Source organism: Actinokineospora sp., from assembly GCF_050699995.1.
Taxonomy (GTDB): Bacteria; Actinomycetota; Actinomycetes; order Mycobacteriales; family Pseudonocardiaceae; genus Actinokineospora.
The window spans coordinates 12,223-34,640 of the sequence record NZ_JBOHGC010000658.1 but is presented as its reverse complement, the minus strand read 5'-3'; the positions used below and the strand labels follow the sequence as shown (position 1 = coordinate 34,640).

Genomic DNA, 22,418 nt, shown 5'->3' with positions numbered 1-22,418 from the left:
CCGGTCAGGACCACCAGAAGAACCAGGTCGTGGCCGCGGTGATGGCGGCGACCAGCAGGACCGGCAGGGCGGCGACCGAGCCTGGGCGGCGGTCCGCCTGGCGCTGCACGACCACGGCGGCGATCGCGGCGACCGCGTGTCCCAGGACGATGGGCAAGCCTGGACCGGGCATGCCCTTGGACGCGGCGAGCACTTGGAGCCCGACGACCACGAGGGCGAGCACGCACAGGCCTAGGGTGAGCGCGCCGGACAGCTCGCGCAAGAAACCGGGCGGCCTGGGCTCGTCGTCGGCGGTGTCGGGTCGATCGAACGGTTCGGTCGGGTAGTCGCCGGGCGCCCCGTCGGGCTGGAAACCCTCGGCTTCCCCGTGCCCGCCACCGGGTCCCGCCCGGTTCGGCCCGCGCCGCGGCGGGCGCGGTGACCCGTCGTACGCCGCCGACGGCAACGGGACCGTCGCGGTACCGACCTGCGCGGTGGGGGTCCCGGTGGGGAGTCGGGCCGTGCGAGGGTCCGAGTGCGGGAAGCGGTCAGTCGGGCCGGTCACGGTGCGAGCATCGCCCATGGCTCGATCTGCGGTCCGGCCGCCCTGCCGTCCGCACAGTTGCGGCGGAAGTCGCACCACGAGCACTGGCGGCCCGGGGTGGGCGGGAACAGGACTTCCGGGTCGCCACCCGCCTTGAGCGTGTCGGTGGCGAGTTGGAACTCGTCGGCCGACTCCTCCGCGCGGCGGAGGTGGCGGGCCAGGGACTCGTCGGTGTGCTCCCAGGACGACACGGTGCCCGAAGGCAGGTGGTGCAGCTCGACCTTGGTGCACGGCCTGCGCAGCGTCCGGCGGGCCGCCAGGACGTACAGCGCGAGCGCCTGGGAGCCGCGGGCGTCGTCCGTCGTCAGCGCGTGCTTGCCGGTCTTGTAGTCGACGATCACCAGTTCGCCGTCGCGCTGGTCGATGCGGTCGACCCGCCCCTCGGCGACGATCGTGCCCACCGGGGCGGACACCCAGCGTTCCAGGCCGACCGGGTCGTGGTTGACGTCGATCTCGGCGACGTAGTCGTGCACCCAGCCCGCGGCGCGCTCGCGGAAGGTGGCCGCCTGCTCGGACCCGGCGAACCCGTCGTCCTTCCAGTGCGTGCCGACAAGCGCGGCCGCCGCGTCAGGCGTCCGCTTCCCCACCGGCAGATCGAACAACGCCTTGAGCGCGTTGTGAACGACCGCGCCGAGCGTGCTGTGCGCCCACGGCCCACCGCGAGGTGGTGTGGGGCGGTCGAGGTACGCCATGCGGAACCGGCGCGGGCAGTCCGCCCACACCGAAAGCCGCGACGGCGTGACCTTGATCAGCTTCCGCGGCATGCTCTCAAAACCCAGCTGGCCTTGCACGGCCCCCACCGTACGCAGTGACACCGACACTCCCCGCGCCGGGCACAATCGTGGTGTGGAAATCTGGCACAACCCCCGATGCAGCAAGTCCCGCAGCGCCGAGTCGGCTCTTGGCGAGCTGGGAACCGAGCACACCGTGCGCCGCTACCTCGAAGATCCGCCGACCGCGGCGGAGATCGAAGAGGTGCTGGTCAAGCTGAACCTGGAGCCCTGGGACATCACCCGGCTCAAGGAGCCGCCTGCCAAGGAACTCGGCCTCGCCGACCTCCCGCACCACCGCGCGCAGTGGATCGCCGTGCTCGCCGCGAACCCGGCGCTGATCGAGCGCCCCATCGTGATCCACGACGACGGCACCGCCGCGATCGTGCGCACCCAGGAAGCCCTGAACGCCCTGCTCAACCGGAAATAAAGCCCTTCACCGAGTTGGCGATCAGTTCCACGGCGATGGCGGCGAGGAGCAAACCGGCGATCTTGGCCAGCAGCAGGATGCCACTGTCCTTGATGATCCGGATGACCACGCCCGAGTAGCGCAGGCACAGCCACAGGATGAAGTGCACCGCGACAATGGCCGCGCCGACAGCCACGTAGCCGCCCCCGCCGCTGTCGGTGTCGGCCTGGCGGACGAAGACGATCGTCGCGGCGATGGCGCCGGGGCCGGCGAGCAGCGGGGTGCCCAGCGGCACCAGGGCGATGTTGACGTCCTCCACCGCTTCCGGCTCCGTCATGCCGCGGCCGGTCAGCAGGTCGAGGGCGATCAGCAGCAACAGCAACCCGCCCGCGCCCTGCAGCGCGGGGATGCCGATGCCGAGGTAGGACAGGATCGCCTCGCCGCCGATGGCGAACAGGGTGATCACGCCGAGGGACACCAGCACCGCCTGGCGGGCCGCGCGCAGCCTGGTGGCCTTCGTCTTGCGGCCGGTGAGGCTCAGGAACACCGGGATCGTGCCCGGCGGGTCCATGATCACCAGCAGGGTGATCAGCGCGTGGGTGAAGATCTGGACGTCGAACCAGCTCATCAGCCCTCCAGGATCTTGGCGCCGGTGGCGCGTTCGGCGATCGCGTCCAGCATGGCCGGCGCGGTGGTCTCCGCGCCGATCGCGATGGTCTTGTTGGTGCCGTGGTAGTCGCTGGAGCCCGTGACCACCAGGTCGTGCTTGACCGCAAGGGACCGCAGTTCGTCGCGTGACTGCTCATCGTGGTCGGGGTGGTCGATCTCGACGCCGTCGAGACCGTGCCGGACGAGGTCGGCCACCACCGCCGCGTTGATCGTCGGGCCCCGGCGGTGCGCGAACCCGTGGGCCAGCACCGTGACCCCGCCCGCCGCCTTGATCATGGCGATGGCGTCGCGGACCGCGGTCTTGTCGCTGGGCACGTAGTAGCCGTCGCGGCCGTGCAGGAGCTTGGTGAACGCCTCGGTGACCGATCCGACGATCCCGGCGCGGACAAGGGCCTGCGCGAGGTGCGGGCGGCCCGCGGGGACGTCGTCGGGGATCGCGGCCAGCAGCGTGTGCGGGTCGACGGGGTAGCCGTCGGCGGCCATGCGGGTGGCCATCGTGTGCAGCCGGGTGCGGCGCTCGGCGCGCGTGCGCGCGTACTCGGTCACCACGGCCTCAGCGGCGGGATCGAACAGGTAGGCCAGCACGTGGACCGTGCAATGGCCGCCGCGGCCGTCCTCCGACACGCAGGTCAGCTCGGCGCCGCGAACGAGCCGCAGCCCCGGCGGCAGCGCGGCGGCGGCCTCGGTCCAGCCCGCCGTGGTGTCGTGGTCGGTGATGGCGACGACGTCCAAGCCCGCCCGCCCGGCCGCCCGCATCAGCTCGGCCGGGCTGTCGGTGCCGTCAGAGGCAGTGGAGTGGCAGTGAAGGTCGATCCGCACCTGCGTCAGTGTGGACGATGACGCCGGTCACCCCTTCATTGCCTTGCGCTTGCCCTGCGCCATCCGCTGCGCCTTGATCATCGAGAACCGCTCGGCGGCCGCCTTCTTGTCACCGAAGACAAGCTCGGAGATGGCGTCATAGACCTGTTCCGGCTTGGGCAGGTACTCGATGTTGTTGAGCGCCTGGATCTGGCCCGCGGACTCGACGACCATCGTGCCGTAGCCGAAGATGCGGCCCATCGCCGTGCGCTTGTACGTCAGGTCGGTGACCTTGCCGATGGGCATCATCAACACCCGCGTCGTGATGACCCCGGTGGTCATCATGAACCGCTTGTCGGTGACCACGATGCGCTCCACCCACCAGTCGATGACCTGGTAGGTGAAGCGCAGCACGACGGCCAGTGCGACGTACCAGAGGATGTTCTGCACCAGCCATGCCGCCGGCGGGAGCAGGTAGGAGACCATGACGCAGATCGCGAGGAGCGCGACTGCCTCGAAGACCTCCCAGACCAGGCTCGCCCAGTGCCTGCGCACCCGGATGACCCGGCGTTCGGAGTCCAGCAAGTACTCGTCTGGGTCTCGGGGCGCGAACATGGTTCGACGCTACCCGGCTCAGCCGGAGAAAACAGTTTTTGCGAAGGTGATCACCGCTTCGGCGCCCTCCCGGAGCGTCTGGATGATCGAGTTCACGATGCCCGCCGACTGAACCGGCTGCGTCACCAGGAAGAAGACGAGCAACGCTGCCCCAGTCAAGATCATTACCTTCTTGACGTCCACTGCGATCTACCCCGTTCCGTCCGCACCCGAAGTGGCCTTGTTGAAAACCGTTGTACCGCACGCGGAGCCCGCTAGGGAGGGGTGTCCCGCGCTTGGGTCAATGCGGAGCGTTACCGAAGAAGCACGGCTACGCTCTGTAGCTATGAGTGCTGGTCCAAATGGGAGAATCCGCTGTGTCGGAGGCATCGTCGGTGACTCCTCAGGCCGCCTCCTGCTGATTCGGCGGGCGAACGATCCCGGTCGCGGCCAGTGGTCTCTACCTGGCGGGAGGGTCGAATCCGGCGAGGCCGACGACGTCGCACTGGTTCGTGAACTCCAGGAGGAGACCGGGTTAACGGTGATCGTCGGGGACCTGATCGGCGTAGTGGAGCGAAAGGGCCCCAAGGGGGTGTACGTGATCTACGACTACGCCTGTTCGGTTACGGGCGGTGATCTTCGGGCAGGCGATGACGCCCTTGAGGCAGCGTGGGTCGACCTTGCGACATTCACCACACTCGAGGCCGGTAACGATCTTGTCGCGCAGCTTTCGGACACCCTTCGCGGGTGGGGTGTGCTACCCCGTTAGCGCAGGTCAGGCCAGCCAGAGCAGGCGCTCGCCGTGCGGCGACGTCCGCGCCAGCGCGACCGCTTCCGGACGGCCGTCAGCCCACGACGTGAGGCCCAGCACGCCCAGCGCCGTTTCACTCTCGGCGGTGACAAGTTCGTCACGCCCGGGCAGGACGAAACTGAGTGCCGCGGCGTAGCCCTCGTTGCTGACCCACCACAGCGGGCGGGTCGCGGCGAGCGCGCGCAGCGCCTCGACGAACGCCGCCCGGTCGCTGTCGGGCAGATAGCTGAGCACGCTGGAAGTGATCACCACGAGCGGCACGTCCGCCGGGATCCGGCCCGCGGCGGCGGCGAGGTCGGCTACGGCGTCGCCCTTGACCAGTTCCGGCGGGTTCTTGTGCTGCATGGCGGCCGCGGTGCTGAACAGCCGCTGCCGCTCGGGCTGGTCGGCCCAGATGCAGGCCTCCAGCCACGCCGCGGCGTCCTCGTCGCCGAGGTCGACCGGGTCGCGGTCCAGGCCCACCTTGGCGGCCAGGGGAAGCTTCTTGGGGATAACGGGCAGCGCGGCGCCGGGGGCGAGTTCGAGCGCGCAGTGCAGGCCCAGCGCGGTCTTCGTCGGGCCCGCGACGACCTGGCCCGCCTGCTCGGTCTGGTAGCGGTAGGCGTAGCGGTCGAGGTCGAGCAGCAGACCCGCGCTGCAGCCGACTTCCAGCAGGCCCACTGGGGCCTTCGCCTGCTTGGCGGCCAAGGCGACCGCGGGGTAGAGCAGGGCGGCGCGGCGGACCTCGTTGGTCTGGGTGGTGTGCGCGGCGATAAGCGCGCGGATCTTCTCCGACCGCTCCACCACGAACGTGCGGAACAGCGGCCACGTCCCGGCGTCGAGGCCGTACGTGCCGCCCATCGACGGGTAGTAATTCACCAGCTCGTGGAAGGGTTCGGCCTGCAGCGCGCGGTGCACGGCGGCCAGCAGCAGCGTCGGGTGGCCGAAACCGGGCTGCGCGGAGGTCAGCAGCCCGGCGACGGCGTCGTCCTCGGCGGCGCGGGCGGCGAGGTGCTCGTAGAGCGGGGAGACGCCCGCCGCCTCCGACTCGGCGAAGCGCCGCAACCGCTGCCTGATCTCCTCCAGCGACACGGTCACGGGCTCCTCCGTCTTGCTCTTCACACCTTGGGCTCAGGCCTGCCGGGCTGCTCGCCGCCGCGCGCGTCGCCGTAGGACTGCTTGGGCACCATCACCTTGCGGCGGAAGATGCACACGACGGTGCCGTCCTGCTTGTAACCGCGCGTCTCGACGTACACGACGCCGCGATCATCCTTGGACTTCGACGGTGTCTTGTCGAGTACCTCGGTCTCACCGTAGATGGTGTCGCCGTGGAAAGTCGGCTTCACGTGGCGCAGCGACTCGATCTCCAGGTTGGCGATCGCCTTGCCGGACACGTCGGGCACCGACATCCCCAGCAGCAGGGAGTAGATGTAGTTGCCGACCACGACGTTCTTGCCGAAATCGGTGGTGTTCTCGGCGTAGTTGACGTCCATGTGCAGCGGGTGGTGGTTCATCGTGATCAGGCAGAACAGGTGGTCGTCGTACTCGGTCACCGTCTTGCCCGGCCAGTGCTTGTAGACCGCGCCGACCTCGAACTCCTCGTAGTACCGACCGAACTGCACTGTTCCTCCAAGTAAGTGACCGGCGAGTAGGCCGCCGAGTAGACAACTGTGTACGGCGCGCGGGCCGGTGGTGCAACCGATGTGTGAGGGAGTGCACCGCGCGTGATCGCGCATCCCTGAACATCGGATGGTCGGACCGAGGGGGTACGCTGTCGCCCTGGTGGGCGTGGGCATTCGGCCCGGTCCGCCACCGGCCGCGAGGAGGTGAGGACGCACATGGGCGACCCGCATGGTCATGAAAGCGCGACAGGTTGCAGTAGTACCCGCGTCCCCTCCGGAGGAATCCGCCGCTGACGGCAGTTTCCGCGGGTCCGGCAGGGACGCTCCGTCACCGGAGCGGCGATAGGTCGTCCGGTCCGCCGTTCGCGGCGGGAGCACCTGGAGACCCCCATGGCCTTCATTCCCTCGCTCGGCGGCCGCAGAGGCCGCAACACCGTATCCGCGCCGCAGGCCCCGAGCCCGGCGCGGAAGTCGGAGTACGTCGTCGACTGCGCCGTGTATGTCGACGGCAAGCGGCTGCCCGGCCGCTGGACGCACACCGAGGCCGTGACCGAGGTGCGCTCGCGGGGTGAGGGCTTCGTCTGGATCGGTCTGCACGAGCCCGACGCCGAGCAGATCCAGGGCGTCGCCGAGACCTTCGGGCTGCACGAGCTCGCCGTGGAGGACGCGGTGCACGCGCACCAGCGGCCCAAGCTCGACCGGTACGAGAGCAACCTGTTCATCGTGCTCAAGACGGTCCGCTACGTGGAGCACGAGTCGCCGACGACGGCCAACGAGATCGTCGAGACCGGCGAGATCATGGCGTTCCTCGGCAAGAACTACGTCGTGACGGTCCGCCACGGCGCCCATTCGGGCCTGCATGACCTGCGGGAGGAGCTGGAGCGCTCGCCGGAACGGCTCAGCGCCGGGCCCGCCGCGGTGTTGCACGGCATCGCCGACTGGATCGTCGACAGCTACCTGGCGGTCAGCGAGGCGTTCGAGAACGACATCGATCTTCTCGAGCGGGCCGTCTTCGCGCCGCGCAACCCCGTGGGCGCGGAGCAGATGTACCTGGTGAAGCGGGAGATCCTCGAACTGCGCCGCGCGGTGATGCCGCTGGCCAACCCGCTGCGCAGACTGGCCGAGGGCTGCTCGCCGCTGATCCCGGAAGAGGTGCGCTCCTACTTCCGCGACGTCGACGACCACCTGACGACGGTCTCGGAGCGGGTGACGGCGTTCGACGAGCTGCTGACCACCCTGCTCGACGCCACCCTGGCGAAGATCACGCTGCAGCAGAACTCGGACATGCGCAAGATCACCTCGTGGGCGGCGATCATCGCCGTGCCGACGATGGTGGTCGGCGTCTACGGGATGAACTTCGAGTTCATGCCCGAGCTCAAATGGCGGTTCGGTTACCCGCTGGTGATGGTCGTGATCTTCACGGCCTGTCTCGTCCTGTATCGAATCTTCCGCAAGAACCGATGGCTTTAGCTGGAGGCCTTTCCCGGCTCCAGCGACACCCAGGTCCCCCGCCCGCTTCCCCGATGGGAGGTTCCGTCATGACCCGGCTGCTCACCAACCTCAAGTTCTGGCTTCTGACCACGATCATCACCTGGATCGCGGTCGTGACGGTGCTCATCGCCGAGATGCCTACGCCCTGACCGCCCCCGCCATGGTCCGCAGGGCCGCCCGGAAGTCGTCTGTTCCCAAGGGGTTCACGCTCATCCAGTCCGCGTCGCCCGCCAGCCGGTAGCGCCCGCGGGTGGTGTCGATCCACCGGATCTCCTCGCCGACGCGGCGCCACTGGTCTTCGGTGTCGTCACGCTTGGCGACGCCGGTCTGGCCGCTGCCGAGCACCGGCTGCAGGTGCGACACCATCCGGCGGGCCACCCGGTCGTCGATTCCGCCAGCCGCGAGGATCTCTTCGATCTCGTTCTGCGCCAACGGTTTCGGCGCTCCGGCCAGGATCGCCTCGAACGCGGACTCGAGCGCGCGGCGGGGCAGGCTGAACGGCGCGGTCAGCGGGGCGTCGACGCGCGGGACCATCCGTTCCAGCTTGCCGATCGCGTCGTCGAGGGTGGCCGCGCGCAGGCGGATCATGCCGTTGGGGTCGGCGCTGTCCTGCACGACGATCAGGGCTTCGTCCTGGGCGGTGAGGACGGCCGCGGCGAGCTTGCGGTCGTCGCTCAGCACGACCAGGTCGACCACGCCCGTGCAGGCGCGCAGGAGGTAGACGAACTCCTCGGCGACGTCGAGCGGGCCGCGTTCATCTGCCAGGCCGCGGTCGCGGAGTTGTTGCGCCGCACCGGAAAACAGCACACCGCGTTCGATGTCACTGCGGCCGGAGGCGGGGACATCGATCGGGAACGGCGCCTCGACTTCGGCGAAGACACACAGCAGGTCGACTTCGACCGGGTGCAGGGAGACCTCGGCCATCAGGTGTTCGGGAACCGCTTGGCGGCGTGCTCGTCGCTTTCCTGGTAGCCGGCCGCGGTCCGCTCCGCGCTCGCGACGAACTCCTCCATGCGCTGCAGGGCGGTCTCCAACTGCCCGCGCAGCCCGGATTCGGAGCCGAGCCGATCGCTGAACTTCTCCGCCAGCTCCTGGCCGACGGGGCTGGTGCCCAGCATCGGCTGGAACGCGGGGGAACTCAGGTCGGCGACCTCGGCGATGATCGCGTCCAGGTCGGCGCGCACGTCCTCGACCGCGGCGGCGAACTCGCGGACCTGCGCGGGATCGACCTGCCAGCCGTTGGCGCCGTCGAAGTTCCCGATCGGGCCTGGCTCATCGACGTACATGGGTGTTTCCTCTCACGTTGCTACAGCCCGATCACCGGTGGCGCGGACTTCATGTCGGTGATGGCGAACGGGTCCTCTTCGATCGGGACCCGCCTGCGGTGTTCGCTGTCTTCTTCCTTGCGCCCGCCCGTGCCCGCGGCGCCGCCGCCTGTCAAGCCGCGGCCCGCGGCACCGAATCCGTTGTGCCTGCCGAAGCGTCCCGCGCCCGCCCGGCCGTTGTTGCCCCCACGGACACCGGCGCCCGGTCCGGCGCCGAAACCGCCGCGGCCTGCTCCGAGCCCGCCCGCGCCGAGGCCGAACGCGCCCGCGCCGAAGCCGTTGAGGCCGCCCGCGCCCAAGCCCGCGTTGCCGCCGCCGTAGTTGGTGAGGCCCTGCCAGCGCCCCTCCCAGCCGGAGCCGAACGGGGGCGCGAAGGACGGAGTGGTGCCACCGACGGGTGCGCCGCCGTTCCAGCCAGGATGGGACGGGCCGCCCGGCACCGACACCCCGGGGCCAGGCGTGCCGACGCCCGGCGGTGGGGTCGAGCCCGGGCCGGTGCCCGGGTTGACGCCGGTCGCCGGGCCGCCGAAACGCGGGGTCGAGCCGTCGATGCCGAGGACCGCGGCCTCGAACCGCTGCATGGTCTGCACGGCTTTGCGCTTGAGCTTCTTCTTGTTGCTGCCGAAGCCGAACGCGCTGGCGATGCCGCCCAGGGCAGCGCCGAAGGCCGCGCCGACGGGACCGCCCACGGCGAACCCGGCCGCCGCGCCGCCACCAGCGGTCGCGTACCAGGCGCTGCGCGGCTTGCCCGGCATCGTGTCCTGCGCGGAGCGCAGCGCCCCGCCCGCGTCCTGGATCGGGTCGGCCATGCTCTTGGCCGTCGCCGCCATCTCCGAGACCCAGGCGGCGTTGGCGACCACGGTGCGGGTCGCCTCTTGCGACGCCGTTCCCGACCAGAAATCCATGAGGCGGTTCAGCGAACGGGACAGGTCTTTCGCGGCGCGGCCGATGCGGTCACCGTGGCGGGCCCACTCGTCGGCGAGCATGTCGAGCTGGCTGGGGTTGGCCTGGTCGCCGACCATGCGCTGCAGGGTTTCGAGGCTGTAGCCGTTCCAGTGGACGCCGCCGGTCACGTAGGTGTCGTCGGTCTCGCGGCGGCGTCTGCGGTCCTGCTCGGCGGCCGCGCGCGCCGCGGCGGCCCGCTCGGCGGTGTCCTTGACCCGGCGAACCAGCTGGTCGACATCGATCATGCGTCAGCCTCCAGAACCATCGTTTCCGACCGTCACGCTAGCCGATGGAGCCGTCGTTTTCGGCGAGTTCGTCATTAGTGCCAAAGCTTCTGGGCCAGAGTCCGCAGCTCGGCCCGGAGGTCGTCGCGGGGTAGGGGGTTGACGCTCATCCAGTCGGCCTGCCCGTCGCCCACGATGCGGAAACGGCCGCGCGCGGTGTCCAACCAGCGCAGTTCCTCGCCTGCCCGGGTCCACGAGTCGGCGTAGCCACGTTTGACCGCGATGCCCGCCTGGCCGTTGCCGAGCACCGGCTGCAGGTGGGTGGCCATCCGGCGGACAGTGGCGTCGTCGAGGCCGTGGCGGCGCAGGATGCGGTCGACCTCATCGGAGGACAGCCTGCGCGGCGCGCTGTCGGGGCCGGTGGCGGCGATGATCTCCCGGTGGGCCTGGTCGACCGCCCGGCGCGGCAGGCTGAACGGGGCCGCCATGGCCGGGGGCTGGTCGGGGACCATGCGCATGAGGTGCGCGACGGCGTCGTGGGTCGAGAGCGCCAACAACTGGACCGAGGCGTCCCCGCTGTCCTGCCGGGCCACCAGCGCCTGCTCGCGCCTGGTCAGCACCAGCACCCGCCGCACACCGCCGCGGCGGGCCACGATCATGTCCAGCGAACCGACGCCGTCGCGCAGCAGGCTGACGAAGGCCGCGGCGAGGCCCTGCGGCCCACGGTGGTCGGCCAGGCCGCGGGCGGCCAACCCGGTGCGGGCGGTGCCGAAAATGTCCCGTCGCTCATCGACGGTCGCGCCGTGGGAGTCGACAGTGAGGGGGAACGGGAGCGAGACCTCGGCGAAGGTGCAGAGCAGATCGACCTCGGCGGGCCGCAGCCAGGTGCCCTGGCGGGTGCCGGCGGTCATCCGCCGCTCGCCCGGTTGATCGACTGCTCGGTGTCGGCCTCGGTCTCGCTGTAGGTGTCGCGGACCTTCTCGGCGCTCTCGATGAACTGGTCCATCCGCCGCATCGCCTCGGCCAGCAGGCCTCGCAGGCCGGCGTCGCCGTTGAGCCGGTCGTCGAATTTCTTGGCCAGCTGCTGCCCGACTGGACTCGTCCCGAGCTTGGGCGTGTACTCGTCGCCCTGCATGCGCTCGACCCGAGCCTGCACGGCGGCGAGGCCGAACCGGGCGGAGGTGACCGCCATGGCGAAGCCGGTGAGCTTGTCGGTGTCGACATCCCAGTAGCCGGGCGATTGGTCGGTTGGGGTGGCAGGCGGGGTGCCGCCGTGGTCGGGCGAAGGCGCAGGAAGAGCGCCGGGCTCGGGGTGGCCCGGGCTCGGTTGCGGCACCTGGACGGGTGCGGAACCCCCCGGCTGCGGGACGGGCATGGGCGGCGGTGGGGTGTCCGCGGTTTCGGGGGCGAGCATCGCCGGGCCTGCCAGCCGTTCCTCGATCAGTGACCGGCGTTCGAGTTCTTCCCGCATGTCTTCCCCCTATCCCCGCACGCCTGTGGCGAGCCCATGACCGGCTTCGTCGTGTCTGCTCATCCGGGCGCCTACAGTCCGATCACCGGCGGCGATGCCTTCTGGTCCAACGCGAACGGGTCGTCGGCGTCGAAGGGGTAGCGCCTGCGGTGTTCGCCCTGGTCGCCTTGGGCGGCGCCCGCTCCCATGCCGCCCATCGGCATGCCACCCGCCATGGCGCCGTGGGCGGCCGCCGGGGCGGCGTGCAGGGCTGGGCCGGCGGTGGCGGCTTTGACCGGGTTCTGGAACGACTCGGTGACGCCGGTGCGCTGGCCGGACTGCAGTGGTCCGCGGGGGGCCGCCCCACCCACGGCGCCTGCCGCTCCCGCGGCTGCTCCCGCTCCCGCTCCCCCGCCGTAGGCGCCACCTCCTCCGGAACCGCCGCCGCCGGACGAGCCCGTGGTGTCCGAGGACTGGGCTGTGGTGCCGGAACTGCCGCCGGTGAGTTCGAGCCAGCGCAGTTCGACATCGGTGACGTAGGAGACCGGGATGGTCGGGACCCAGCCGGGCGGGCGCGGCACACTCGGGGCAGCCGGGCGGGGGCGTAGTTCGGTTTCGCGTTCCTCGAACCGGGGCGTCGCGGCGTCGATACCGAGGGCGGCGCCCTCGAAGCGGCGCATGGCCTCGACCGCGACGGCTTTGTGCTGAGCTTGTTCCTGCTGGGCGACGAAGGCGCTGTCGGCGCCCGCGGCGGTGGCGTTGATCGCCGCGGCCATCGGACCGCCTGCGATGCCGCCGCGTTCGGCGGCGTCCACCGCGAGGGCGGGCTCCACGGGTGGGGCGGGCGGGATCTCCGGCATGGCGTCCTGCGCGGCTTTCAGCGCGCCCGCGGCCTCCTGGACCGGATCGCCGATCTGGTGGGCGGTCTCCCCCAGGTCGCCCACCCACTGCGCGTTGAGCGCGGTGTCGGCGCGGGCCTGTTCGGCGGCCGCGCCCGACCAGTACTGCATCAGCTCCTCAAGCGCGGTCGCCAGCACCGCGGCGGCGTCGGTGACCTCGGCGCCCGCGGCACGCCAGTCGTCGGCGAGGCGCTCCAACTGGGGGGCGCTGGCGTTCTCGGCGACCATGGCGACGAGATCCTCCAGCGAGTAGGACTCCCAGTTCACGCCACCGGTGACATACCGGTCCTCCGACTGCTGCCCACTGCCCATCCCACGAACTCCCCTCGGTGGCAGGCCTGGCCACCGCACCCGTGACTGAACGACCGCCCACTGGACGATCGCATCCGATGATCACGCTAGCTGTCCGACGCGGCGCGGGAAAGAACCGTTCCCCCCGTGGTTCTTCTCGTTTCGCGGCGGCACATCGATACCTGATCGGACGTACGCTCGGATGATGCCGAAGGTGCTCGCCGTGGCGGACGAAGTCGTGGAACACCTGTGGACCACCCGGGTACGCGGCCACGACGTCGACCTGGTGCTGGCCGCCGGTGACCTCCCGTTCGACTACCTCGAATTCCTTTCCGACGCGCTCGACCGACCGTGTGTGTTCGTACCAGGCAACCACGACATCGACCTCGGCGGCTACGGCTCGTCGCGCGGGCCTGGGCGGGTCGATCCGCTACAGCGGCGGACCGAACCAGTGGACCGAACGCCAGATGGCGCGCCCGGGCCCTGCGCCGCCGCGCCGCGTGGCGCCGCTTACGCGACGGCCGCGGCGTCGACGTGCTGCTGACCCATTCGCCGCCCAGGCACCTCGGCGACCGCGAGGACCGGCCACACCGCGGCTTCGAGTGCCTGCACACCACCGTGCACGCGCTGCGGCCCACCGTTTTGCTGCACGGCCACATCCACCCGCCCGGCGAACCCGTCCCCGACCGCACACTCGGCACGACCACCGTGATCAACACCGTCGGCTACCGCATCCTCCACATCCCGGAGCACGACCATGGCGCGTGACACCGGCTTCTCCCGCGCCGACGCCGAGAACGACTTCCTCCGCATGCGCAGACGCCAAGTCCTCTCCCGCCTCGCCGCCTGGCTGCGCCGCGAACCCGACGACGTTGGGAGCGTCTCGCGCGGGCGCAGCGCAGGGGCGAGTCGATACCGCCGATCGAGGTTTACCGCATAGGCGATCTCCATTTCGTCGTGGACGGGCACCACCGGGTCACCCTGCGCGGCGAGGCACGAACCGCCATCAACCTTGTCGCGCCGTGGGATTACGCGCAGCTGTCGGAAGCCGTTGAGGCGTGGGGATTCCGACTGATGCAGGACGAGCACACCTTCCTCGACCGCTCCACCATCGCCGCCCGTTGGCACGCCGAGGAATTCGTGCCCGTGGTCGCCCTCCTCGAGCGCTACCGACTGATCCGCACCCACCGGTGGGACGACGAGGTGATCATGGCGCTGCGCGACCGGCGATGAGGTGGCCTCTCACTCGAACCAGATCTGCACCGCCCGAACGACGAACGGCGCGTCGGGCACGTATGTCCCTGCACCCGGATAGGTGTCGAACTCGCCCTCGGTGGAGCACTCCGCGTCCTGGTAGACGGTGACAGGTTTGCTCAACGCGTTCACGAAGGAGCGGCCCGCGATACCGTCGGGAACCGGAACGCACTCCTCGAGGGCGCTGTCGGACAGGGTGATTACAGCCCGAGCACCACCGAAAGCCTGCTCGGACCACAGACAGAATTCTCCACGGTCGCACGGCGACGGATCAGCCGCGGCGAGCGAGCTCAGACCGAGCACAGTGGACAGAGCGAGCAGCGCGACGAGAGTCGCGCGCAGGAGCGTGCGCATGTGTGTTTCCCCTGGTCCCCGGGACGCCTCGGGGTGAGGCGTCCGACGTGATCAAGGGTGCTCTGGCGACTCGGCGGGTGCAAACGGCTATCCACAGGGCAGGCACAGCGCTAGCTGAGTGCTCCCCCGGGCCCCATGGCGAGCTTGGCCAGCAGGTCGCGGCCCTTCTCGGCGTTGCGGGGCTGCGCGAGAACGTCGTAGCGGCCCGCGACGAGCTGCGTGGCCGAGGCGATCTCACGGCCGCGGCCGCGGGTGCTGGCGTAGCCCACGGCGGCGAAGATCAGGCCGAACACGACGCCGGCGGACAGGCCGACCAGGATCGGAGCGAAAGATGTCTGCTGCTGGCTGAACAGGCCCAGCAGCAGCCCCACGAACAGGCCGAACCACGCGCCGGAGAGCGCGCCGGTGCCGAGGACCTTCGGCCAGCTCAGCCGCCCGATCACCCGCTCCACCAGCATCAGATCGACGCCGACGATGGTGACTTCCTCGACGGGGAAGTCGTTGCCCGCCAGGTGCTCCACCGCGCGGTGGGCCTCCTGGTAGGTGTCGTACGAGCCGATGGGCCACCCGCTCGGCGGCGTGGGCACCTTGGGCAGGCCCTGGTTCGAGCGTCCAGAACCCGAAAACGCACCGGTCATCGCTCCATCCTGCCAATGTTCGCCCGGGGTGGCGAACCCGGCACGCGGAACGGGCCCACTCCCCCGAGTGAGGGAGCGGGCCCGTCCGGCACGCGAAGCTGTTACCCGCGGGACTTGTAGTCGCGGAGGAGGCCGCGGGAGATGATCGTCTTCTGGATCTCGCTGGTGCCCTCGCCGATGAGCAGGAACGGCGCCTCACGCATGAGGCGCTCGATCTCGTACTCCTTGGAGTAGCCGTAACCGCCGTGGATGCGGAACGACTCCTGGGTGACCTCCGAGCAGTACTCCGAAGCGATGAGCTTGGCCATGCCCGCCTCGACGTCGTTGCGCTCGCCGGAGTCCTTCAGGCGGGCCGCGTTGACCATCATCAGGTGAGCGGCCTCGACCTTGGTGGCCATCTCTGCGAGCTTGAAGGCGATGGCCTGGTGCTCGACGATGGCCTTGCCGAAGGTGTGGCGCTGCTGGGCGTACTCCACGGCCAGCTCGAACGCGCGGATCGCGATGCCGCAGGCGCGGGCGGCGACGTTCACCCGGCCGACCTCGACGCCGTCCATCATGTACGAGAAGCCCTTGCCGGGGGCCTCGCCGAGGACCTTGTCCGCGCCGATCCGGTAGCCGTCGAACACGGCCTCGGTGGTGTCGACGCCCTTGTAGCCCATCTTGTCGATCTTGCCCGGGATGGTCAGGCCGGGGGCGACCTCGCCGAAGCCCTCGGGCTTCTCGATGAGGAACGTGGTGAGGTTCTGGTGCGGCTTGTCCGCGCCCTCGTCGGTCTTCGCGAGCAGCGCGATGAGGTTCGACGAACCGCCGTTGGTCAGCCACATCTTGGCGCCGTCGATGACGTAGTCGTCACCGTCGCGCTTCGCGCGGGTCTTGATGGCGGCGACGTCGGAGCCGAGGTCGGGCTCGGACATCGAGAACGCGCCGCGGACCTCGCCGGTGGCCATGCGCGGCAGGAAGTGCTGCTTCTGCGCCTCCGTGCCGTGCTGCTTGATCATGTGCGCGACGATGAAATGGGTGTTGATGACACCCGAGACGCTCATCCACCCACGGGCGATCTGCTCCACGACCAGCGCGTAGGTGAGCAGCGACTCGCCGAGGCCGCCGTACTCCTCCGGGATGGTGAGCCCGAACAGGCCCATTTCCTTCATGCCGGCGACGATGTCCGCGGGGTACTCGTCCGCGTGCTCCAACGCCTGCGCGTGGGGGATGATCTCCTTGTCCACGAAGTCCTTGACCGTGGAGAGGATCTCGCGCTGGATGTCGGTCAATCCAGCGGTCTGGGCGAGGCGGGCCATGCGAGCTCCCTTGACGAAGACGGCTTCTGAGTTACCCGGGAGTATCCACCGGTTAACGACCGTTCGCGGTACGGAAGTGCGCAGGACCACTCAGCCCGCGCGGAGCACCAGCTCGTCGCCGCAGCCGCGGCATTCCTCGGCGAGGATGTAAACGTCAGCCCCACAGCCGTCGCAAGAGCGGAAGCTGCGGTCGAAGAGGTCGTCGGCCTGGCGGCGTCGTCCGCCGAACAGGCTCAGAAGACTTCGGCCCTCCGATGAGGTGTCGCGGTGTCTACCCATGGGCCTAGCGTTGGTCGACTTCGGGTGGCGAAGCAAGCCAATCCCGTTATCTGTGCGTTATGTCACGACAACCTTCTACGGCCTGTCACGTCCTTGACCTGCTGCGTAATCATTCCGTAGTCATCGTTGAACGATCACGACTCGGCAAACTCGACGAGTTCTCGAGGAACCTGAGCAGCTCCACGGGGAACGGGAGCACCAGCGTCGAGTTCTTCTCGGCGGCCACCTCGACCACCGTTTCGAGCAGTCGCAGCTGCAGCGCGGCCGGTGTGTCGGCCATCGTCCGGGCGGCCTCGGCGAGCTTGTGGGAGGCCTGGAGTTCGCCGTCGGCGGAGATGACCCGGGCCCGGCGTTCGCGCTCGGCCTCGGCTTGGCGTGACATCGACCGCTTCATCGATTCGGGCAGCGCGACGTCTTTGATTTCCACCCGATCGATGTGGATGCCCCACTCGAGCGCGGGGCTGTCGATCATCATCTCGAGGCCCTGGTTGAGCCGCTCGCGGTTGGAGAGCAGGTCGTCGAGCTCGCTCTTGCCGATGATCGACCGCAGCGACGTCTGCGCGACCTGGCCGACAGCGGACCGGTAGTCCTCCACGTTGACCACGGCGAGCACCGGGTCCATCACCTTGAAGTAGACGACGGCGTCGACCCGGACCGTGACGTTGTCGCGGGTGATGCCGTCCTGCGCGGGCACCGGCATGGTGACCACCTGCATGTTGACCTTGTGCAGCCGGTCCGACACCGGCATGAGGAACGTCAGACCGGGTTCACGCAGGTCAGGCCGCACGCGACCGAAGCGGAAGACGAGTCCGCGCTCGTACTGTCTGATCACGCGGGCGCTGGCCGCGGCGACCAGCGCGGCCACGGACGCGATCGTGATGAGGATGTAGAGGAGAACCATCGTGGGGCCTCCGTTCAGCACCCTCGATGTTACGCCGAGCGAGTGAAGCGGGGCCTGATCACACGTGGTGAACACAGAGCGCGGCTAACATACTCGTCGTGCCGGGGTGAGAACGCCGCGCACGGAGAGAAACGGCCCGATGCCGGGGTCCATCCGACACCGGGCCGATCCTCAGCAGGCGCCGCGGTCAGCGCTGATGCGTGCCGAAGACCGCGTCACCGATCACCACGAGAGCCCTTGTCGTCACGGCAAGGGCTTCGTGCTGTGTGAGCACCGCCCAGCCGTGCAGCAGCCGCAGCGGTGTTCGCACCGCTCGCCACCATCGACCCGGGTCCCGCCATCCCCGCCGGGCAGGCTTGGTGCCGTCCTCGGTGGGGTTGTCCCGATCCCCTTTCGTCATGGTTCTCCGTTCCTCGCACTGAAACCGACTCGATGCCGGCGCGTCAGAGATCGAGTCACGAGGTGAAAGGCCATGCGTGGTGGGTCGGGACGGCGGCGCGGAAGCCTTGGTTCACAAGGGACTTCGGCGCCGAGTGGGTCACCCCGGAAGGCCGGGGGCCTGTAGCGTGACCGGCCGGAACCGGACGGTCGGCGCGTCGGTCAGCAGCCGAACGGACTGTCTGCGCAGGAGGTGGACTTCGTTGCGCAGTACTGTTTCCGAGCAGCGCAGGATGTTGAGCTCGCCGGTCAGCGCGCGCACCCGGTGGCCCAGGTTGGAGACCTCGGCGGCTTTGTGCCGCAAGGACTCCATGGCCGTGTGCAGGCGGCGGTCGCGGTCGAGCAGTTCGGCCTTGAGCGCCGCCACCTCCGCCACCAGGTCGGCGGGGTCGGTGGACCCGCGCGGAGCCGGGAGTTCGAGGACGTCGGAACCGTTGGTGGTCACCTCGATGAGTTCCTCGCAGATCTGGGTCGCGTAGACACGCGGAGAGTCGACCCCACTTCGGGTAGGCGATCGGCCCGTCGTAGCCCGCCGGCGCCGCAACACCCGCGGCACGGCAGTGCAGGCCCGCGGCGAAGGCGAGTATTCGGGCCCGGTTGCGGTCGGAGACGCCCGCGGCGAACAGGTCCACGATCTCCGGCCAGCGCGGGGCCCGCCGGGCGCCGCGGCCGAGGAAACTGGCACAGCTCTTCTGCAGGTCGGCCACGTCCTTGCCGAACGCCCAGTGACCTTCCCGGCCGCCGTAGGCCAGGACCAGCCGGTCGTAGGTGGCGGTCAGCCGGTCGTAGCGGTCGACCAGGGTGACCAGCAGGAAGAGGATCAGCTTGCGGTCGTGCGGGGTGAGCTTGTGGTTCGTGAAGTCGTCGGTGGTCGGCAGCTTGGCCAGCGCGGCCTGCCCGCGGCGGCCCGCTGCCCGCGACCCGTAGACGGAGACGTCGTCATCGTCCAACACTGTGATTCCTTCTCGCGCGTCGACGGCAGGGCCGCCGAATACTTTCCGAAATACTCAACACGGCCGGCCGAAATCCGTCGCGATGAGAAATGGGGAGTAATACTCACGATCCACTCACGCCCGAATTTGACTACATTCCGTAGTCATCACGGGATGGGCGAGTGGTACACCTTAACGGGCGAACGAGTCGACACAAACGCACTCTCCGTGCAGTACCTGAGAAGCATTCGAGATCAGCACTCCGCCGGTCGGTCACAGGCGACACTGTAACCCCAAAGATCGGCTACTGCGCGCTCCCCGCGCCGTCGAACTTCTACGAATCAGTGATCACGCTGAGTCGCGAAAAAAGGCACGCAAGCTTGGCAACCAAATGGCGTCGAACACGATCTAGGGCACAACCACAGCTCCGCCCGCCGGCGGAATAGCGAAATGGGAAGGCCGATGACGTGCGGAAATGAAAAGCCGCCCACCCCGCGCGGGGTGGGCGGCTCTGCCGAGTTCGGAACTCAGCCCAGGCCGTCGATGGCGGCGCCGACCGCCAGGATGCGACGGGCGTTCTCGACGTGCAGGTTCTCGATCATCCGGCCGTCGACGGTGACGACGCCGCGACCCGCCGCCGCGGCCTCCTCGAAGGCTTCGATGATCTTGCGGGACTGGGCGATCGCGGACTCCGACGGCGCGAAGATCTCGTTGCACGGACCGATCTGCCCGGGGTGGATCAGCGTCTTGCCGTCGAAGCCGAACTGCCTGCCCTGGACGCATTCCTCGGCGAAGCCGTCGAGGTCCTTCACGTCGTTGTAGACGCCGTCCAGGATGACCTTGCCGGTGGCGCGGGCCGCCAGCAGCGCCAGCGACAGGCCGCCGAGCAGCGGGGCGCGGCCGGGGACGTGCTCGGCGTGCAGTTCCTTGGCCAAGTCGTTGGTACCCATGACGAACACGGTCAGCCGGTCGCTGGCCGCGGCGATCTCGTGGGCACGCAGCATGGCGATCGGCGTTTCGACCATGGCCCAGATCGCCGTGTGGTCAGGGGCGCCCGCGGCTTCGAGGGCACGCTCGATGGCGTGCACCTCGGTGGCGCTGTTGACCTTCGGCACCACGACGGCGTCCGGACCGGCCTTGGCCGCCGCGCGCAGGTCGTCGGCGTGCCACTGGGTGCCCAGGCCGTTGACCCGGATCGTCAGCTCGCGCTTGCCGTAGCCGCCATTGGCGACCGCCTCGCACACCCGCTCGCGGCCCTCGGCCTTGGCGTCGGGGGCGACGGAGTCCTCAAGGTCGAGGATCAGCGCGTCGGCGGGCAGGGTCTTGGCCTTCTCCAGCGCGCGCTCGTTGGCGCCCGGCATGTAGAGCACCGAGCGGCGGGGGCGCTGGGTCGGGTCAATGGGGTCGGGCTGTGGATTATTCACTGGCCAGAGTTTCCTTCGTGGCGGCGTCGTAAGCGGCGGCGAGGTCCGAGTCACGCGCGGCGAGGGCGTCGGCGAGTTCGGCGACCACGCGGCACTGCTTGACCGTGGCGTCGTCCTGCATCTTGCCGTCGATCATGACCGCGCCCGTGCCGTCGCCCATCGCGGCGATGACGCGGCGGGCCCAGGCGACGTCCTCCGGCGCCGGGGAGAAGACCTTCTTGGCGATGGCGATCTGCTTGGGGTGCAGGCTCCACGCGCCGACGCAGCCGAGCAGGAAGGCGTTGCGGAACTGGTCCTCGCAGGCCACGACGTCGGCGATGTCGCCGAAGGGGCCGTAGTAGGGCAGGATTCCGGCGCCCGCGCAGGCGTCGACCATGCGCGCGACGGTGTAGTGCCACAGGTCCTGCTGGTAGGTGACACGGCCCACGGTGAAGTCGTCGCCCACCGGGTCGGTGCGCACCAGGTAGCCGGGGTGCCCGCCGCCGACTCGGGTGGTCTTCATCCGGCGGCTCGCGGCGAGGTCGGCCGGGCCCAGCGAGATGCCCTGCATGCGGGGGCTCGCGGTGGCGATCTCTTCGACGTTGGCGACGCCGCTGGCGGTCTCCAGGATCGCGTGCACCAGCAGCGGCTTGTCCAGGCCCGCGCGGGCTTCGAGCTGGGCGAGCAGGCGGTCGACGTAGTGGATGTCGGCGGCGCCCTCGACCTTCGGGACCATGATCACATCGAGCTTGTCGCCGATCTCGGTGACCAGGGTGATCAGGTCGTCGAGGACCCACGGCGAGTCGAGGCTGTTGACCCGGGTCCACAGCTGGCTGTCGCCGAAGTCGGTGGCCCGGGCGATCTTCACCAGACCCTCGCGCGCGGCTTCCTTGCGGTCGGCGCGCACGGCGTCTTCGAGGTTGCCCAGCACCACGTCGGCCTGCGCCGCCATGTCGGGAACCTTCGCGGCCATTTTCTCGTTACTCGGATCGAAGAAGTGGATCATCCGCGAGGGCCGGAACGGGATCTCCCGCACCGGCTCGGGCGCACCAACCGCGAGCGGGCGGAAGAAGTCCTTCGGTGAACGCATCGAGCCTCCGTTCGGTACGAGGTTAACCGTCCGGTAACCACTGAAGAGTTGTAGTCGACCACGACCCGGAGCGGACCGCCATTGTGGCCACCATGACACCGAAGCTGATCGTCCCCGCGGACTTCGCCGACGGATTCGACGCCCCCGAGGAGCAGGCGTGGATCGCGGGCCTGCCCGACCTCGCGGGCCGTTGTCTGCGGCGATGGGACCTGACCCTCGACGGCGACCCGATGTACGGCTACGTCGCGCTGGTGCTGCCGGTACGTCGGACCGACGGGACCCCGGCGGTGCTGAAGCTGCCGTGGCCGCACGAGGAGGCCGAGCACGAGGCGCTCGTGCTGTCGCTGTGGGACGGCGACGGCGCGGTTCGGCTGCTGGCCCATGAGCCGTCCGACTGGTCGATGCTCCTCGAACGCCTCGACTCCGACGCCGACCTGATGGACGTGCCGATCGACGAGGCCATCGGGGTGATCGCCGGGCTGATGCGCAGGCTCGACCGGCAGGCGCCGCCGCAGGTCCGGTCCGTGCGCGAGAAGGCTTTGCGCTGGGCCGACGAGATGGAGCGTTCCGACAGCGCGGTTCCTCGGGAACTGGTGGAACAGGCCGTGGCGTACTGCCGGGAACTGGGCCCGAAGTCGGGCGACCGGCTGGTCAACGAGGACCTGCACTTCGAGAACGTGCTGCGCGCCGAGCGAGAGCCGTGGCTGGTGATCGATCCGAAGCCGATCGCGGGTGACCTGGAGTTCGGGCTCATCGCCTTGCTTTGGAACCGGCTCGACGACCCGCGCGCAAGGCTCGACGCGGTGGTCGAGGCCACCGGGGCCGACGGGGACCTCGCCCGACGCTGGGCGTTCGTCCGAGCCGTCGACACCTGGATCGACGAGGACGACCACACCGACGCCAAGGCGGTGGCCTTCGCGCTGGCGCACTGAAAATCGGCCGATGGGATCGTGTGAGACGGGCACTACATT

General features: G+C 69.5%; 27 protein-coding genes and 2 pseudogenes. 6 read left to right on the top strand and 23 right to left on the bottom strand.

The window, feature by feature from the left end; all coding sequences use genetic code 11:
* Positions 1 to 4: 4 nt before the first annotated feature.
* Positions 5 to 544, bottom strand: coding sequence for a hypothetical protein (locus ACRDSQ_RS32195; protein WP_431426360.1), 540 nt, complete (start codon positions 542 to 544; stop codon positions 5 to 7).
* Positions 541 to 1,347: a RecB family exonuclease gene (locus tag ACRDSQ_RS32190; RefSeq protein WP_431426399.1), complete on the bottom strand. Its 807-nt coding sequence runs from the start codon at positions 1,345 to 1,347 to the stop codon at positions 541 to 543. Before ACRDSQ_RS32190 ends, ACRDSQ_RS32195 begins: the two co-directional genes overlap by 4 nt.
* A gap of 82 nt (positions 1,348 to 1,429) precedes the next feature.
* On the opposite strand from ACRDSQ_RS32190, the gene ACRDSQ_RS32185 reads away from it, so the two are divergent.
* Positions 1,430 to 1,783: an arsenate reductase family protein gene (locus ACRDSQ_RS32185; protein ID WP_431426358.1), complete on the top strand. Its 354-nt coding sequence runs from the start codon at positions 1,430 to 1,432 to the stop codon at positions 1,781 to 1,783.
* Here the strand turns inward: ACRDSQ_RS32185 and ACRDSQ_RS32180 are convergent.
* The 4 genes from ACRDSQ_RS32180 to ACRDSQ_RS32165 are packed head-to-tail and all read right to left on the bottom strand — an operon-like array spanning position 1,770 to position 4,027.
* Positions 1,770 to 2,390 carry a MarC family protein gene (locus tag ACRDSQ_RS32180; RefSeq protein WP_431426357.1) on the bottom strand — a complete coding sequence of 207 codons (621 nt, stop codon included), beginning with the start codon at positions 2,388 to 2,390 and terminating at the stop codon, positions 1,770 to 1,772. The genes ACRDSQ_RS32185 and ACRDSQ_RS32180 overlap by 14 nt on opposite strands.
* Positions 2,390 to 3,250 carry a PHP domain-containing protein gene (locus ACRDSQ_RS32175; RefSeq protein WP_431426355.1) on the bottom strand — a complete coding sequence of 287 codons (861 nt, stop codon included), beginning with the start codon at positions 3,248 to 3,250 and terminating at the stop codon, positions 2,390 to 2,392. The genes ACRDSQ_RS32180 and ACRDSQ_RS32175 overlap by 1 nt, the downstream gene beginning before the upstream one ends.
* Positions 3,251 to 3,277: 27 nt before the next feature.
* The gene (locus ACRDSQ_RS32170; RefSeq protein WP_431426354.1) at positions 3,278 to 3,844 is read right to left on the bottom strand and encodes a PH domain-containing protein; all 567 of its coding nucleotides are present in this window, start codon (positions 3,842 to 3,844) and stop codon (positions 3,278 to 3,280) included.
* An 18-nt stretch (positions 3,845 to 3,862) separates the two neighbouring features.
* Positions 3,863 to 4,027, bottom strand: coding sequence for a hypothetical protein (locus ACRDSQ_RS32165; RefSeq protein ID WP_431426352.1), 165 nt, complete (start codon positions 4,025 to 4,027; stop codon positions 3,863 to 3,865).
* Positions 4,028 to 4,169: 142 nt separating this feature from the next.
* Between ACRDSQ_RS32165 and ACRDSQ_RS32160 the strand changes: the two genes are divergently transcribed.
* Positions 4,170 to 4,592 carry an NUDIX hydrolase gene (locus ACRDSQ_RS32160; RefSeq protein ID WP_431426351.1) on the top strand — a complete coding sequence of 141 codons (423 nt, stop codon included), beginning with the start codon at positions 4,170 to 4,172 and terminating at the stop codon, positions 4,590 to 4,592.
* 6 nt (positions 4,593 to 4,598) lie between these two features.
* Here ACRDSQ_RS32160 and ACRDSQ_RS32155 read toward each other — a convergent pair whose 3' ends face one another.
* Both ACRDSQ_RS32155 and ACRDSQ_RS32150 read right to left on the bottom strand, forming a co-directional pair.
* Positions 4,599 to 5,711, bottom strand: coding sequence for a DUF2332 domain-containing protein (locus ACRDSQ_RS32155; RefSeq protein WP_431426350.1), 1,113 nt, complete (start codon positions 5,709 to 5,711; stop codon positions 4,599 to 4,601).
* Between the two features lie 20 nt (positions 5,712 to 5,731).
* Complete coding sequence (locus tag ACRDSQ_RS32150; protein WP_431426349.1) at positions 5,732 to 6,235, bottom strand: MaoC family dehydratase; 504 nt, start codon at positions 6,233 to 6,235, stop codon at positions 5,732 to 5,734.
* Between the two features lie 390 nt (positions 6,236 to 6,625).
* Here ACRDSQ_RS32150 and corA point away from each other — a divergent pair, with 390 nt between their 5' ends.
* Complete coding sequence (gene corA, locus ACRDSQ_RS32145) at positions 6,626 to 7,705, top strand: magnesium/cobalt transporter CorA (protein WP_431426347.1); 1,080 nt, start codon at positions 6,626 to 6,628, stop codon at positions 7,703 to 7,705.
* 159 nt (positions 7,706 to 7,864) lie between these two features.
* On the opposite strand, the gene ACRDSQ_RS32140 is transcribed toward corA, so the two are convergent.
* The 6 genes from ACRDSQ_RS32140 to ACRDSQ_RS32115 all read right to left on the bottom strand — a co-directional run bounded on the left by ACRDSQ_RS32140 (position 7,865) and on the right by ACRDSQ_RS32115 (position 12,881).
* On the bottom strand, positions 7,865 to 8,650 hold the full coding sequence (locus tag ACRDSQ_RS32140; protein ID WP_431426346.1) for an ESX secretion-associated protein EspG: 786 nt from the start codon (positions 8,648 to 8,650) through the stop codon (positions 7,865 to 7,867).
* Positions 8,650 to 9,012 (bottom strand): hypothetical protein, encoded by a 363-nt coding sequence (locus ACRDSQ_RS32135; protein ID WP_091383424.1) that lies wholly within the window; start codon positions 9,010 to 9,012, stop codon positions 8,650 to 8,652. The genes ACRDSQ_RS32140 and ACRDSQ_RS32135 overlap by 1 nt, the downstream gene beginning before the upstream one ends.
* A gap of 20 nt (positions 9,013 to 9,032) precedes the next feature.
* Complete coding sequence (locus ACRDSQ_RS32130) at positions 9,033 to 10,241, bottom strand: WXG100 family type VII secretion target (RefSeq protein ID WP_431426345.1); 1,209 nt, start codon at positions 10,239 to 10,241, stop codon at positions 9,033 to 9,035.
* A gap of 74 nt (positions 10,242 to 10,315) precedes the next feature.
* Positions 10,316 to 11,131, bottom strand: a complete 816-nt coding sequence (locus tag ACRDSQ_RS32125) for an ESX secretion-associated protein EspG (RefSeq protein ID WP_431426343.1) — start codon at positions 11,129 to 11,131, stop codon at positions 10,316 to 10,318.
* Entirely contained in the window at positions 11,128 to 11,691 is a 564-nt protein-coding gene (locus ACRDSQ_RS32120) for a hypothetical protein (protein WP_431426341.1), read from the bottom strand. Before ACRDSQ_RS32120 ends, ACRDSQ_RS32125 begins: the two co-directional genes overlap by 4 nt.
* A gap of 71 nt (positions 11,692 to 11,762) precedes the next feature.
* Positions 11,763 to 12,881 (bottom strand): WXG100 family type VII secretion target, encoded by a 1,119-nt coding sequence (locus tag ACRDSQ_RS32115; RefSeq protein WP_431426340.1) that lies wholly within the window; start codon positions 12,879 to 12,881, stop codon positions 11,763 to 11,765.
* 184 nt (positions 12,882 to 13,065) lie between these two features.
* Between ACRDSQ_RS32115 and ACRDSQ_RS32110 the strand changes: the two are divergent.
* Positions 13,066 to 13,628: pseudogene (locus ACRDSQ_RS32110) on the top strand (metallophosphoesterase).
* Positions 13,618 to 14,093 (top strand): annotated as a pseudogene (locus tag ACRDSQ_RS32105) (hypothetical protein). The pseudogenes ACRDSQ_RS32110 and ACRDSQ_RS32105 overlap by 11 nt, the downstream one beginning before the upstream one ends.
* Before the next feature lie 9 nt (positions 14,094 to 14,102).
* Here ACRDSQ_RS32105 and ACRDSQ_RS32100 read toward each other — a convergent pair.
* From ACRDSQ_RS32100 to ACRDSQ_RS32060, 9 genes are all read right to left on the bottom strand, one after another.
* Positions 14,103 to 14,468: a peptidase inhibitor family I36 protein gene (locus ACRDSQ_RS32100; RefSeq protein WP_431426338.1), complete on the bottom strand. Its 366-nt coding sequence runs from the start codon at positions 14,466 to 14,468 to the stop codon at positions 14,103 to 14,105.
* Positions 14,469 to 14,578: 110 nt separating this feature from the next.
* Positions 14,579 to 15,106 carry a general stress protein gene (locus tag ACRDSQ_RS32095; protein ID WP_431426336.1) on the bottom strand — a complete coding sequence of 176 codons (528 nt, stop codon included), beginning with the start codon at positions 15,104 to 15,106 and terminating at the stop codon, positions 14,579 to 14,581.
* 101 nt (positions 15,107 to 15,207) lie between these two features.
* A complete protein-coding gene (locus ACRDSQ_RS32090; RefSeq protein ID WP_091378291.1) occupies positions 15,208 to 16,404 on the bottom strand; it encodes an acyl-CoA dehydrogenase family protein in 1,197 nt (398 codons plus the stop codon).
* A 90-nt stretch (positions 16,405 to 16,494) separates the two neighbouring features.
* Complete coding sequence (locus ACRDSQ_RS32085) at positions 16,495 to 16,683, bottom strand: hypothetical protein (protein ID WP_091378294.1); 189 nt, start codon at positions 16,681 to 16,683, stop codon at positions 16,495 to 16,497.
* Positions 16,684 to 16,792: 109 nt separating this feature from the next.
* Entirely contained in the window at positions 16,793 to 17,584 is a 792-nt protein-coding gene (locus tag ACRDSQ_RS32080) for a slipin family protein (RefSeq protein ID WP_431426334.1), read from the bottom strand.
* A gap of 187 nt (positions 17,585 to 17,771) precedes the next feature.
* Positions 17,772 to 17,984, bottom strand: coding sequence for a hypothetical protein (locus tag ACRDSQ_RS32075; protein WP_431426333.1), 213 nt, complete (start codon positions 17,982 to 17,984; stop codon positions 17,772 to 17,774).
* A gap of 138 nt (positions 17,985 to 18,122) precedes the next feature.
* Entirely contained in the window at positions 18,123 to 18,467 is a 345-nt protein-coding gene (locus tag ACRDSQ_RS32070; RefSeq protein WP_431426331.1) for a hypothetical protein, read from the bottom strand.
* 1,014 nt (positions 18,468 to 19,481) lie between these two features.
* Positions 19,482 to 20,378, bottom strand: coding sequence for an HpcH/HpaI aldolase/citrate lyase family protein (locus ACRDSQ_RS32065; protein WP_431426329.1), 897 nt, complete (start codon positions 20,376 to 20,378; stop codon positions 19,482 to 19,484).
* Positions 20,371 to 21,447, bottom strand: coding sequence for an HpcH/HpaI aldolase/citrate lyase family protein (locus ACRDSQ_RS32060; RefSeq protein ID WP_431426328.1), 1,077 nt, complete (start codon positions 21,445 to 21,447; stop codon positions 20,371 to 20,373). The genes ACRDSQ_RS32065 and ACRDSQ_RS32060 overlap by 8 nt, the downstream gene beginning before the upstream one ends.
* A gap of 92 nt (positions 21,448 to 21,539) precedes the next feature.
* On the opposite strand from ACRDSQ_RS32060, the gene ACRDSQ_RS32055 reads away from it, so the two are divergent.
* Positions 21,540 to 22,379 carry an aminoglycoside phosphotransferase family protein gene (locus ACRDSQ_RS32055; protein ID WP_431426327.1) on the top strand — a complete coding sequence of 280 codons (840 nt, stop codon included), beginning with the start codon at positions 21,540 to 21,542 and terminating at the stop codon, positions 22,377 to 22,379.
* Positions 22,380 to 22,418 lie beyond the last annotated feature (39 nt).

Coding starts and splice junctions, on each gene's coding strand:
- ACRDSQ_RS32190 (WP_431426399.1), bottom strand. CDS start 1,347: ATGCCGCGGAAGCTGATCAAGGTCACGCCGTCGCGGCTTTCGGTGTGG.
- ACRDSQ_RS32180 (WP_431426357.1), bottom strand. CDS start 2,390: ATGAGCTGGTTCGACGTCCAGATCTTCACCCACGCGCTGATCACCCTG.
- ACRDSQ_RS32170 (WP_431426354.1), bottom strand. CDS start 3,844: ATGTTCGCGCCCCGAGACCCAGACGAGTACTTGCTGGACTCCGAACGC.
- ACRDSQ_RS32160 (WP_431426351.1), top strand. CDS start 4,170: ATGAGTGCTGGTCCAAATGGGAGAATCCGCTGTGTCGGAGGCATCGTC.
- corA (WP_431426347.1), top strand. CDS start 6,626: ATGGCCTTCATTCCCTCGCTCGGCGGCCGCAGAGGCCGCAACACCGTA.
- ACRDSQ_RS32140 (WP_431426346.1), bottom strand. CDS start 8,650: ATGGCCGAGGTCTCCCTGCACCCGGTCGAAGTCGACCTGCTGTGTGTC.
- ACRDSQ_RS32135 (WP_091383424.1), bottom strand. CDS start 9,012: ATGTACGTCGATGAGCCAGGCCCGATCGGGAACTTCGACGGCGCCAAC.
- ACRDSQ_RS32130 (WP_431426345.1), bottom strand. CDS start 10,241: ATGATCGATGTCGACCAGCTGGTTCGCCGGGTCAAGGACACCGCCGAG.
- ACRDSQ_RS32125 (WP_431426343.1), bottom strand. CDS start 11,131: ATGACCGCCGGCACCCGCCAGGGCACCTGGCTGCGGCCCGCCGAGGTC.
- ACRDSQ_RS32120 (WP_431426341.1), bottom strand. CDS start 11,691: ATGCGGGAAGAACTCGAACGCCGGTCACTGATCGAGGAACGGCTGGCA.
- ACRDSQ_RS32115 (WP_431426340.1), bottom strand. CDS start 12,881: ATGGGCAGTGGGCAGCAGTCGGAGGACCGGTATGTCACCGGTGGCGTG.
- ACRDSQ_RS32100 (WP_431426338.1), bottom strand. CDS start 14,468: ATGCGCACGCTCCTGCGCGCGACTCTCGTCGCGCTGCTCGCTCTGTCC.
- ACRDSQ_RS32095 (WP_431426336.1), bottom strand. CDS start 15,106: ATGACCGGTGCGTTTTCGGGTTCTGGACGCTCGAACCAGGGCCTGCCC.
- ACRDSQ_RS32090 (WP_091378291.1), bottom strand. CDS start 16,404: ATGGCCCGCCTCGCCCAGACCGCTGGATTGACCGACATCCAGCGCGAG.
- ACRDSQ_RS32085 (WP_091378294.1), bottom strand. CDS start 16,683: ATGGGTAGACACCGCGACACCTCATCGGAGGGCCGAAGTCTTCTGAGC.
- ACRDSQ_RS32080 (WP_431426334.1), bottom strand. CDS start 17,584: ATGGTTCTCCTCTACATCCTCATCACGATCGCGTCCGTGGCCGCGCTG.
- ACRDSQ_RS32075 (WP_431426333.1), bottom strand. CDS start 17,984: ATGACGAAAGGGGATCGGGACAACCCCACCGAGGACGGCACCAAGCCT.
- ACRDSQ_RS32060 (WP_431426328.1), bottom strand. CDS start 21,447: ATGCGTTCACCGAAGGACTTCTTCCGCCCGCTCGCGGTTGGTGCGCCC.
- ACRDSQ_RS32055 (WP_431426327.1), top strand. CDS start 21,540: ATGACACCGAAGCTGATCGTCCCCGCGGACTTCGCCGACGGATTCGAC.